This is a genomic window from Micromonospora sp. R311, assembly GCF_056780015.1.
The window spans coordinates 41287-52689 of the sequence record NZ_JBSWCE010000006.1 but is presented as its reverse complement, the minus strand read 5'-3'; the positions used below and the strand labels follow the sequence as shown (position 1 = coordinate 52689).

The 11403-nt window shown below is 74.8% G+C and carries 11 protein-coding genes; all 11 read left to right on the top strand.

The features are described 5' to 3' along the window. Window positions 1-99: 99 nt before the first annotated feature. The 11 genes from AC1WTP_RS06570 (at window position 100) to def (ending at window position 11399) form a co-directional block, all read left to right on the top strand. Window positions 100-1374, top strand: a complete 1275-nt coding sequence (locus AC1WTP_RS06570) for an adenosylmethionine--8-amino-7-oxononanoate transaminase (RefSeq protein ID WP_481648325.1) — start codon at window positions 100-102, stop codon at window positions 1372-1374. 77 nt (window positions 1375-1451) lie between these two features. Next, entirely contained in the window at window positions 1452-2288 is an 837-nt protein-coding gene (pyrF, locus tag AC1WTP_RS06565; protein ID WP_481648324.1) for an orotidine-5'-phosphate decarboxylase, read from the top strand. A gap of 177 nt (window positions 2289-2465) precedes the next feature. Then, the gene (gene mihF, locus AC1WTP_RS06560; RefSeq protein WP_088994797.1) at window positions 2466-2783 is read left to right on the top strand and encodes an integration host factor, actinobacterial type; all 318 of its coding nucleotides are present in this window, start codon (window positions 2466-2468) and stop codon (window positions 2781-2783) included. 25 nt (window positions 2784-2808) lie between these two features. Next, the gene (locus tag AC1WTP_RS06555; RefSeq protein WP_481648323.1) at window positions 2809-3351 is read left to right on the top strand and encodes a nucleoside/nucleotide kinase family protein; all 543 of its coding nucleotides are present in this window, start codon (window positions 2809-2811) and stop codon (window positions 3349-3351) included. A gap of 38 nt (window positions 3352-3389) precedes the next feature. Beyond that, window positions 3390-3653, top strand: a complete 264-nt coding sequence (gene rpoZ, locus AC1WTP_RS06550; RefSeq protein WP_007075826.1) for a DNA-directed RNA polymerase subunit omega — start codon at window positions 3390-3392, stop codon at window positions 3651-3653. Window positions 3654-3667: 14 nt separating this feature from the next. Further along, a complete protein-coding gene (gene coaBC / locus AC1WTP_RS06545) occupies window positions 3668-4876 on the top strand; it encodes a bifunctional phosphopantothenoylcysteine decarboxylase/phosphopantothenate--cysteine ligase CoaBC (RefSeq protein WP_481648322.1) in 1209 nt (402 codons plus the stop codon). A gap of 90 nt (window positions 4877-4966) precedes the next feature. Beyond that, window positions 4967-6160: a methionine adenosyltransferase gene (metK, locus tag AC1WTP_RS06540; RefSeq protein WP_447137962.1), complete on the top strand. Its 1194-nt coding sequence runs from the start codon at window positions 4967-4969 to the stop codon at window positions 6158-6160. Between the two features lie 59 nt (window positions 6161-6219). Next, window positions 6220-8190 carry a primosomal protein N' gene (locus AC1WTP_RS06535; protein ID WP_481648321.1) on the top strand — a complete coding sequence of 657 codons (1971 nt, stop codon included), beginning with the start codon at window positions 6220-6222 and terminating at the stop codon, window positions 8188-8190. Between the two features lie 262 nt (window positions 8191-8452). Beyond that, window positions 8453-9436, top strand: coding sequence for an AAA family ATPase (locus AC1WTP_RS06530; RefSeq protein ID WP_481648320.1), 984 nt, complete (start codon window positions 8453-8455; stop codon window positions 9434-9436). 82 nt (window positions 9437-9518) lie between these two features. After that, complete coding sequence (locus tag AC1WTP_RS06525) at window positions 9519-10790, top strand: cytochrome P450 (protein WP_481648319.1); 1272 nt, start codon at window positions 9519-9521, stop codon at window positions 10788-10790. A 45-nt stretch (window positions 10791-10835) separates the two neighbouring features. Continuing rightward, entirely contained in the window at window positions 10836-11399 is a 564-nt protein-coding gene (gene def, locus AC1WTP_RS06520; RefSeq protein ID WP_481648318.1) for a peptide deformylase, read from the top strand. Window positions 11400-11403 lie beyond the last annotated feature (4 nt).

Sequence of the window (11403 nt, the reverse complement as noted above, 5' to 3'; positions counted from 1 at the left end):
GCGGCAGCGACCTGTGCGTCCGTTGAAGCAGAGCAAAGGGCTCGGGTGGCAGGTCGCGACCGCCGGCAGCGCATTCGACGAGGCTACGAGGGAGCACGCGTGACACCCGAGGAGATCCTGGCCGCGGACCGGGCGCACGTCTGGCATCCGTACGCGGCGCTGCCGCCGGCCGGTCCGCCGTACGTGGTCGATGGCGCGCAGGGCGTACGGCTGCGGCTGGCCGACGGCCGGGAACTGGTCGACGGGATGTCGTCGTGGTGGGCGGCGATCCACGGCTACCGGCACCCGGTGCTGGACGCGGCGGTGACCGACCAGCTCGGCCGGATGAGCCACGTGATGTTCGGCGGGCTCACCCACGAACCGGCGGTGCGGCTGGCGCAGACGCTGGTGGAGCTGGCCCCGGACGGGCTGGAGCACGTCTTCCTGTGCGACTCGGGCTCGGTCGGCGTCGAGGTCGCGGTCAAGATGTGCCTGCAGTACCAACGGGCCACCGGCCGGCCGGAGCGCCGCCGGCTGGGCACCTGGCGGGGCGGCTACCACGGCGACACGTTCCACCCGATGAGCGTCTGCGACCCGGAGGGCGGCATGCACCACCTCTGGGGCGACGTGCTGCCCCGGCAGGTCTTCGCCCCGATCCCGCCGGGCGGCTTCGACACGCCGCCGGACCCGGCGTACGAGGCGGCGCTGGTCGACGCGGTGCAGCGGCACGCCCACGAACTGGCCGCGGTGATCGTCGAGCCGGTGGTCCAGGGCGCCGGCGGGATGCGCTTCCACCACCCGCACTACCTGCGGGTGCTGCGCGAGGTGACCCGCGAGCACGGGGTGCTGCTGATCTTCGACGAGATCGCCACCGGCTTCGGCCGGACCGGCACCATGTTCGCCGCCGAGCACGCCGGCGTGACGCCGGACGTGATGTGTGTGGGCAAGGCGCTCACCGGCGGCTACCTCACCCTGGCCGCGGCGCTGTGCACCCCGGAGATCGCCCGTGGCATCTCCGCGGCCGGCGTGCTGGCGCACGGCCCGACGTTCATGGGCAACCCGCTGGCCTGTGCGGTCGCCAACGCCTCCATCGGCCTGCTGCGGGCCGGCGACTGGGCGGGGGAGGTGGCGAGGCTCCAGGCGGGGCTGCGGGCCGGCCTGGAGCCGCTGCGCGGCGCGCCGGGGGTGGCCGACGTGCGGGTGCTGGGCGGGATCGGGGTGGTCCAGCTGGACCACGAGGTGGACCTGGCCGCCGCCACGGCCGCCGCGGCGGCGCAGGGCGTCTGGCTGCGCCCGTTCCGCGACCTGGTCTACACCATGCCGCCGTACGTCACCGACGACGCCGACCTGGCCCGGATCACGACCGGCGTGGCGGCCGCGGTGAAGGCCGGCTGACCGCCCGGTCCGGGAACCCGGGCCGGGTACGCGGGCGGCCGACGCGGCCCGCGTGAGGAGCGAGGAGAGGAAGAGACGTGGAGAGCTTCGGCGCCCGCCTGCACCGGGCCGTCACCGAACGGGGCCCGCTCTGCGTGGGCATCGACCCGCACCCGGGGCTGCTGGCCCGTTGGGGGCTGCCCGACGACGTGACCGGACTCGACCGGTTCGCCCGGACAGTCGTGGAGGCCCTCGGTGACCGGGTTGCGGTGGTCAAGCCCCAGTCGGCCTTCTTCGAGCGGTTCGGCTCCCGGGGTGTCGAGATTCTTGAGTCAACTATCCGACAGTTACGGGATTCCGGCGCGCTCGTTCTGCTCGATGTCAAGCGTGGCGACATCGGCTCGACGGTCGCCGCGTACGCCGCCGCGTACCTTGATCCATCCAGTCCCTTGTATGTCGACGCGGTCACCGCGAGCCCGTACCTCGGGGTCGGTTCGCTCGCCCCGATGTTCGAGCTGGCCGCCGCGCACGGTGGCGGGGTGTTCGTGCTGGCGCTCACCTCGAATCCGGAGGGCGCCGCCGTGCAGCGGGCCCGAGCGGCCGACGGGCGGACCGTGGCGCAGACCGTGATCGACGAGATTTCCCAGCTCAACGCGGGTGCGGAACCGCTCGGCAGCTTCGGTCTGGTGGTCGGGGCGACGATCGGCGACACCGGCCACGACCTCTCCGCGGTGAACGGTCCGCTGCTCGCCCCGGGCCTCGGCGCGCAGGGCGCCACCGCCGCGGACCTGCGCGTGGTCTTCGGCTCCAGCCTGCCCGCGGTGCTGCCCTCGTACTCCCGGGAGGTGCTGGGCGCGGGCCCGGACGTGGCCGCGCTGCGGGCCGCCGCGGAGCGCGCGCTGGCCGACTGCCGGGCCGTCCTGGCTGCCCGTTGACTGACTGACGGCTCGGTCACTTTTGGTGATCATGGCGCGCCCACGTTGCCGAAAGCTCCGTTGACCGCTAGTTTTCCCCGCGCTGGGAACCACGGACCCCTTGGTTCACAGCGACACCACGTTTCACAGATGCGGCGGTGCGTCCCGCCCGTCGCGATAGGGACCTGAGGAGAACTGGTGCCGCTCCCGTCACTGACCCCCGAGCAGCGCGCAGCCGCGCTGGAGAAGGCTGCGGAGATCCGCAAGGCCCGCGCTGAGCTGAAGGAGCAGCTCAAGCAGGGCAAGACCACCCTCGGAGCCGTCCTCGAGCGGGCCGAGTCCGACGACGTCGTCGGCAAGCTCAAGGTGTCCGCCGTCCTGCAGGCGATGCCGGGTATCGGCAAGATCCGGGCCACCCAGATCATGGAGAAGCTCAAGATCGCCGACAGCCGTCGCCTGCGTGGTCTCGGCGAGCAGCAGCGCAAGGCACTGCTTGGAGAGTTCTCCGCCAACTGAGCCTGGCGGCGTGTAGAAACAAGCAGTGAGCACGGAAGGCGAGGCGCGCCCGGCGGCTCGGCTCACTGTCCTGGCCGGACCTTCGGGCACCGGCCGGGAGAGTGTCGTCGAGCTGGTCCGGGCGCGTTCTCCCGCCGTGTGGACCCCGGTGCCGGCCACCACCCGCCAGCCCCGCGCGGGCGAGCGCCCCGGCACCGACCGGCTCTTCTGCGACCCGGCCGAGTTCGACCGGATGGCCGCGGCCGGCGAGCTGCTGGAGTGGAGCCGGGTCGGGCCGTACGCGCGCGGCACCCCCGCGGCGCCGGTGCGCGGCCGGCTGGCCGCCGGGCAGCCGGTGCTGCTCCCGCTCGACCTGCCCGGCGCGATCGGCGTCCGGGCCGTGGTCCCCGACGCCCGCCTGGTGCTGCTCGTCCCGCCCGGTTTCCGGCCGACGCCGGCCACCCTGGCGGAGACCGACGCCGTCGTGGTGCACGACCTGACCGAGCGGGTGGTCACCGAGCTGGTAGGCTTGCTCGGTTCTTCCTTACCGGCTCCGGCCCGTTCGCCGCTGAGCGGTCGGGTGACGTAGCCGCGTCCATGCGGTTCTCCAGACGCAGAGGTTAATTCGTGGGATCCATCGCCAACCCCGAAGGCATCACCAACCCGCCGATCGACGAGCTCCTCGAGAAGACCACGTCGAAGTACGCGCTGGTCATCTTCGCGGCCAAGCGCGCGCGTCAGGTCAACGCCTACTACAGCCAGCTCGGTGAGGGCCTGCTGGAGTACGTCGGCCCGCTGGTCGAGACCACCCCCCAGGAGAAGCCGCTCTCCATCGCCATGCGCGAGATCAACGCGGGTCTGCTCACCGCCGAGCCGACCGACCAGCCGTAACCCGCCCCGCGTCGATGTCCGACCGGATCGTCCTCGGGGTCGGTGGCGGCATCGCCGCCTACAAGGCGTGCGAGCTGCTCCGGCTGTTCACCGAGTCCGGCCACCGGGTCCGGGTCGTGCCGACCGCGTCGGCGCTCCGTTTCGTCGGGGCGCCGACCTGGGCGGCGCTGAGCGGGCAGCCGGTCGCCGACGAGGTCTGGTCGGACGTGCACGAGGTGCCGCACGTGCGCCTCGGCCAGCAGGCCGACCTGGTGGTGGTCGCGCCGGCCACCGCCGACCTGCTCGCCAAGGCCGCCCACGGCCTCGCCGACGACCTGCTCACCAACACCCTGCTCACCGCCCGCTGCCCGGTGGTGCTGGCGCCCGCCATGCACACCGAGATGTGGGAGCACCCGGCCACCGTCGCCAACGTCGCCACCCTGCGCGCGCGGGGCGTGCGGGTCATCGAGCCCGCCGTCGGCCGGCTCACCGGGGCGGACACCGGCAAGGGCCGGCTGCCCGATCCGGCCGAGATCTTCGCGGTCGCCCGCCGGGCCCTCGCCCGGGGCGTCGCCGCCCCGGCCGACCTGGCCGGCCGCCGGGTGGTGGTCACCGCCGGCGGCACCCGCGAGCCGCTGGACCCGGTCCGCTTCCTGGGCAACCGCTCCTCCGGCAAGCAGGGCTACGCGTTCGCCCGCACCGCCGTCGCCCGGGGGGCCCGGGTCACCCTGATCTCGGCCAACGTCGCGCTGCCGGATCCGGCCGGCGTGGACCTGGTCCGGGTCGGCACCACCGAGGAGTTGCGCAAGGCCACCCTCGCCGCGGCCGACGCGGCCGACGCGGTGGTGATGGCGGCCGCTCCGGCCGATTTCCGGCCGGCGACCTACGCGACTGGCAAAATCAAGAAGTCGGACGACGGCAGCGCGCCCACCATCGAGCTCATCACCAACCCGGACATCGCCGCCGAGCTGGGGCAGCGCCGTCGGCCGGAGCAGGTGCTGGTGGTGTTCGCCGCCGAGACCGGCGACGCCGAGGCCAACGGCCGGGCCAAGCTCGCCCGCAAGCGGGCCGACCTCATCGTGATCAACGAGGTCGGACCGGACAAGGTCTTCGGCGCCGAGACGAACGCGGCGACCGTCATCGGCGCGGACGGCTCGGTCAGCCGGATGCCCGAGCAGTCCAAGGAGGATCTCGCCGACGGCGTCTGGGACCTCGTGGTTACCCGGCTGGCGGGTCCTTCCTGACGGGTGGTATCGAACGCTGACCAGCGCGCGCTCCGCGGACGGTGGTGACTACACTGCCGCGGAACGACTTTTCCTTAACTTAGGAGTGCCGTGACACGCCGCCTCTTCACGTCCGAATCGGTCACGGAAGGCCACCCGGACAAGATCGCCGACCAGATCAGTGACGGGATCCTGGACGCGCTGCTCAGTCAGGACCCGCACAGCCGGGTCGCGGTGGAGACCCTCATCACCACCGGCCAGGTGCACGTCGCCGGCGAGGTCACCACCAAGGCGTACGCCGACATCCCGACCATCGTCCGGGAGACCATCCTCGGGATCGGCTACGACTCGTCGAAGAAGGGCTTCGACGGGGCCTCGTGCGGCGTGAGCGTCTCCATCGGCAACCAGTCCCCGGACATCGCCCAGGGCGTCGACAACGCCTTCGAGCTGCGCACCGGCGCCTCGGAGAGTGCCCTGGACGCGCAGGGCGCCGGTGACCAGGGCATGATGTTCGGCTTCGCCTGCTCGGAGACGCCCGAACTGATGCCGCTGCCGATCGCGCTCGCGCACCGGCTGGCCCGCCGCCTCTCCGCCGTGCGCAAGGACGGCACCATCCCGTACCTGCGTCCGGACGGCAAGACCCAGGTCACCATCGAGTACGACGGTCTGCGCCCGGTGCGGCTCAACACGGTGGTCGTGTCCAGCCAGCACGCCGCGGACATCTCCCTGGAGTCGCTGCTCACCCCGGACGTGCGCGAGCACGTCATCGCCCCGGAGCTGGAGAGCCTCGGGCTGGACACCGAGGGCTACCGGCTGCTGGTCAACCCGACCGGCCGGTTCGAGATCGGTGGCCCGATGGGTGACGCCGGCCTGACCGGCCGCAAGATCATCGTGGACACCTACGGCGGCTACGCCCGGCACGGCGGCGGCGCCTTCTCCGGCAAGGACCCGTCGAAGGTGGACCGCTCGGCGGCGTACGCGATGCGCTGGGTGGCCAAGAACGTGGTCGCCGCCGGCCTGGCCGAGCGGTGCGAGGCGCAGGTCGCGTACGCGATCGGCAAGGCGCACCCGGTCAGCCTCTTCATCGAGACGTTCGGCACCGAGACGGTGCCGGTCTCCTCGATCGAGAAGGCCGTGACCGAGGTGTTCGACCTCCGCCCGGCCGCCATCATCCGGGACCTCAACCTGCTCCGCCCGATCTACCGGCAGACCGCGGCGTACGGCCACTTCGGCCGGGAACTGCCCGACCTGACCTGGGAGAGCACCGACCGGGCCGCCGACCTCAAGTCGGCCGCGGGAGCCTGACCGGCACCAGGCGCAGCGACCGGCGACCCGCGGACGGGTCGCCGGTCGCTCGCGTCTGCGTGGACGTGCCGCTGGCCCACCTGGACCGGCCCTTCGACTACCTGGTGCCGGCCGAGCTGGACGCCGACGCGGCCCCCGGGGTGCGGGTGAAGGTCCGCTTCGCCGGCCAGCTGGTCGACGGCTGGCTGCTGTCCCGGGGCGACGACTCCGGGCACACCGGGCGGCTGGCCTACCTGGAGAAGGTGGTCTCGCCGGAGCCGGTGCTGGCTCCGGAGGTCGCCCGGCTGGCCCGCGCGGTCGCCGACCGGTACGCCGGCAGCCTCGCCGACGTGCTGCGCCTGGCCGTGCCGCCCCGGCACGCCCGGGTGGAGAAGGACGTCCGCGCCCGGGCCGGCCTCGCGCCCGACGGCGAGCCCGCCGCGCCGGACGGCGCCGGCCCGGACACCACGCCGGAACCCGGCGGCCGGGCCACCCCGCCCGACCCGGACGGCTGGCGGGACTACCCGGCCGGGCCGGCCCTGCTCCGGGCGCTGGCCGACGGCCGTGCGCCCCGGGCGGTCTTCTCGGCGCTGCCGGGGGAGGACTGGCCCGCCCGCTACGCCGAGGTGGTCGCCGCGACCGTGGCCGGTGGCCGGGGCGCGGTGGTGGTGGTCGCCGACAACCGCGACCTGGACCGCCTCGACGCCGCCCTGACCACCACCCTGGGCCCCGGGCGGCACGTCTGCCTCTCCGCCGCGCTCGGTCCCGCCCGGCGCTACCGGGCGTTCCTCGCCGCCCGGCGCGGCGACGTGCCGGTGGTGATCGGCACCCGGGCGGCGATGTTCGCCCCGGTCGACCGGCTCGGCCTGGTCGCCATCTGGGACGACGGCGACGACCTGCACGCCGAGCCGCGGGCCCCCTACCCGCACGCCCGGGAGGTGCTGCTCACCCGCGCCCAGCTCGCCGAGGCGGCCGCGCTGGTCGGCGGCTACGCCCGCACCGCCGAGGCGCAGCTGCTGGTCGAGACCGGCTGGGCCCGGGAGGTGGTGGCCGACCGGGCCACCGTCCGGACGCGGATGCCGGCGATAGCGCCGACCGGCGACGATCCTCAGTTGGCCCGCGACTCCCAGGCCGCCACCGCGCGGCTGCCCAGCCTCGCCTGGACCACCGCCCGGGACGCACTCCGGGCCGACCAGCCGGTGCTGGTCCAGGTGCCCCGCCGCGGCTACCTGCCCGCGGTGGCCTGCGCCGACTGCCGGACCCCGGCGCGCTGCCCGCACTGCGCCGGCCCGCTCGCCCTGCCGTCGGCCGCCGGCACCCCGGCCTGCCGCTGGTGCGGCCGGGTCGCCGCCGCGTACGCCTGCCCGCAGTGCGGCGGGCGGCGGCTGCGCGCCTCGGTCACCGGCGCCCGGCGCACCGCCGAGGAGCTGGGGCGGGCGTTCCCCGGCGTACCGGTCCGCACCTCCGGGCGGGAGGAGGTGCTCGCCGCCGTGCCCGGCGGCGCCGGCCTGGCGATCGCCACCCCGGGCGCCGAGCCGGTGGTCGAGGGGGGCTACGGCGCGGTGCTGCTGCTCGACTCGTGGGCCCTGCTCACCCGGGCCGACCTGCGCGCCGGCGAGGAGGCGCTGCGCCGCTGGCTGGCCGCCGCGGCGCTGGCCCGCCCCGCCGCGGGCGGCGGCCGGGTGGTGGTGGTCGCCGACGGCGCGCTCGCCCCGGTGCAGGCGCTGCTGCGCTGGGACGCCGCCTGGTTCGCCGGCCGGGAGCTGGCCGAGCGGCGCGAGCTGGGCTTCCCGCCGGCGGTGCGGATGGCCAGCGTGACCGGCCCGCCGGCCGCGGTCGCCGACCTGCTGGCCGAGGCCCGGCTGCCGGCGGGCGCCGAGCTGCTCGGGCCGGTGCCGGCCGACGGGGAGCGGGAGCGGATGCTGGTCCGGGTGCCCCGGGCCCGGGCCGCCGCGCTGGCGGAGGCGCTGCACTCCGCCGCCGGGGTGCGCACCGCCCGCAAGGCCGCCGACCCGGTCCGCCTCCAGGTCGACCCGCTGACCCTCTTCTGAGCGCGCCGCCCGCCCGGCCACCGGGTCACCGGGCCGCGGATCCGGGCCGGCACCCGCCCTGGTCGCACCCGGTGTCCGGGAAACCGCTGGCCGCGAGGTGGTAGCATCGCCCGTCATGCCCGGGCGTACGACGGCTCCAGGTCGCCGCACGGCGTCGGACGCGCCGAGCTGGAGCTGTCGCAGGATGGCGACGATGGCGGGAACGCGTCGGTCGGACGCGGTGTCGAGGATCTCACAGCCGGTGATCAGGGGTGGACCAGTCGTGACCGTTCGTCAGTCGATCGTCTTCAACGGTGACCTCGGCAGCGGCAAGAGCACGGTGTCGGTGGAGATCGCCAAGCGGCTGGGGCTGCGCCGGGTCAGCGTCGGCGACCTCTACCGCGAGATGGCGCAGCAGCGGCAGATGACCGCGTTGCAGCTCAACCTGCACGCCGAGCTGGACCAGGCGGTCGACGGCTACGTCGACCAGCTCCAGCGGGACATCGCCGCCTCGGGCGAGCGCCTCGTCATGGACTCCCGGCTGGCCTGGCACTTCTTCACCGACGCGGTCAAGGTGCACATGATCACCGAGCCGACCGAGGCGGCCCGCCGGGTGCTGGCCCGCCCGTCCGGCCCGGCCGAGAGCTACACCTCGCTGGAGGAGGCCCGGGCCAAGCTCAGGGAGCGCAGCGAGAGCGAGCGGAACCGGTTCCTGGTCCGCTACGGGGTGGACAAGGCCCGGCTGCGCAACTACGACCTGATCTGCGACACCACCCGGGCCTCGGCCGCCGAGGTGGTCGAGCACATCATCGACGCGTACGAGGGCCGGCTCGGCGCGGACGTGCTGCACGACGCGCCGCCGCTGCTGCTGCTCGACCCGGCCCGGGTCTACCCGACCGAGGACATCGCCACCCTGCGGGGGCTCTGGGACTCCGAGTTCGTCGGCGAGGTCGCCTCCGCCGGGGACGAGGCGCTGGAGCCGCTGAAGATCGGCTACACCGGCGAGTACTTCTTCGTCGTCGACGGCCACCGCCGGCTCAGCGCCGCCCTGCAGAACGGCTTCCACCTGGTGCCGGCCCAGCTGGTCGCCGAGGTGGACGAGCCGGTGGTCGGCGGGATGAGCGCGGTGGAGTACTTCACCGCTCAGGTCCGGCCGGGCACGGTCTACGACTGGGAGGCCGCCCACAAGATCGAGCTGCCGCTGCCGGAGCAGGCCCGGCACGCCGGCGACGCGGTGCTGGCCGGGGACCCGGGCGCCGGCGCCTGACCCACCGCCCCGGCGGCGGGGCGCGCCCGTCGCCCGGCGGGGGCATGATGGAGCCTCGGGCCCGACGACGGGGAGGCCGGTCATGGACGCTGCCGAGGCGCTGACGCTGCTGATGTCGCCGCAGGGCCGCGTCGACCCGTACCCGACCTACGAGCGGCTGCGTGGGTACGGGCCGGTGGTCGAGGCGGCCCCGGCGTACTACGTGGTGACCGGCTACCAGGAGGCCGACGAGATCCTCCGCGACCCCCGGTTCGGGGTGCTCGACGACGCCCTGCGCGACGCGTACTGGCCCGGCTGGCGGGACAGCCCGGCGGTGGTGTCGATCTCCCGGTCGATGCTGCGCACCAACCCGCCGGCCCACAGCCGGATGCGCCGGCTCGCCTCCGGCGCGTTCACCCCGCGCCGGATCGCGGCCCTGCGCGAGGTGGTCGCCGGCCAGGCCGACGACCTGGTCGACGCGCTGCGCGAGCGGGGCCGCGACGGCGCGCCGGTCGACTTCATGACCGAGTTCGCCTACCCGCTGCCGGTCGGCGTGATCTGCGCGCTGCTCGGCGTGCCCGCCGCCGACCGGCCGCTGTTCCGGCGCTGGGCAGCGGACCTGACCGGGGTGCTGGAGCCGGAGATCACCCCGGCCGAGCTGGCCGTCGCCGACCAGGGCGCCCGCGAACTCAGCGCCTACTTCGCGGAGCTGGTCGCGGCCCGCCGCCGCGCCCCGGCCGACGACCTGACCACCGCGCTGGTGCAGGCACACGACGCCGACGGCGGCCGGCTCTCCGGCGACGAACTGCTGGCCAACCTGGTGGTGCTGCTCGTCGCCGGCTTCGAGACCACCACCAACCTGCTCGGCAACGGCCTGGTGGCGCTGCTGCGCCACCCGCACCGGGCCGACGCGCTGCGCGCGGACCCCGAGCTCGCGCCCGGCTACGTCGAGGAGATGCTGCGCTACGACTCGCCGGTGCAGCTGACCAGCCGGCTCGGCACCGCCCCGGCGACCGTCGGCGGCGTCGCGCTGCCGACCGGGAGCTGGGCCCTGCTGCTGCTCGGCGCGGCCAACCGGGACCCCCGGCGCTACCCCGGGCCGGCGCGCTTCGAGCCCGGGCGGGCGCAGCAGCAGCCCCTCTCCTTCGGGGCCGGCCCGCACTACTGCCTCGGCGCCGGGCTGGCCCGGCTGGAGGCCCAGGTCGCCTTCCCGCTGCTGCTGCGCCGGCTGCCCGGCCTGGCCCTGGCCGGCGAGCCGCGGCACCGCACCCGGCTGACCCTGCGCGGCTACGACACGCTGCCGGTGCGCGTCGCGGCGGTGGCGCCGGGCACCGATCGCGGTACGCCGGCCGGGAGCCGTCCCGGCACTCCGTAGACTGGTACGGCACAGTTCGTCCCACCCGTGAAGGAGCCACCCCGCGTGACCGTCCAGCCCATCCGTCTGTTCGGCGACCCGGTGCTGCGCACGCCGGCCGATCCGGTGGTCGACTTCGACGCCGAGCTGCGCAAGCTCATCGCCGACCTGACCGACACCATGCGCGAGCAGAACGGCGCCGGCCTCGCCGCGCCGCAGCTCGGCGTGGGGCTGCGGGTGTTCACCTTCGACGTCGACGACGTGCTCGGCCACCTGGTCAACCCGGTGCTCGAGTTCCCCGACACCGAGGAGCAGGACGGCCCGGAGGGCTGCCTGTCCATCCCCGGGCTCTACTTCGACACCAAGCGCCGGCAGAACGTGATCGCCAAGGGCTTCAACGGCTACGGCGACCCGGTGCAGATCGTCGGCACCGGCCTGATGGCCCGCTGCGTGCAGCACGAGACCGACCACCTCGACGGCGTGCTCTTCGTCGACCGGCTCGACCCCGCCGGGCGCAAGGAGGCGATGAAGGCGATCCGCCAGGCCGAGTGGTACGACCCGGCCGCCCCGCCCACGGTCAAGCTGAGCCCGCACGCCGCCGGCAGCAGCCCGTTCGGCCTGGGTCGGTGACCGG

Coding starts and splice junctions, on each gene's coding strand:
- coaBC (WP_481648322.1), top strand. CDS start 3,668: ATGTCCGACCGGATCGTCCTCGGGGTCGGTGGCGGCATCGCCGCCTAC.
- AC1WTP_RS06525 (WP_481648319.1), top strand. CDS start 9,519: ATGGACGCTGCCGAGGCGCTGACGCTGCTGATGTCGCCGCAGGGCCGC.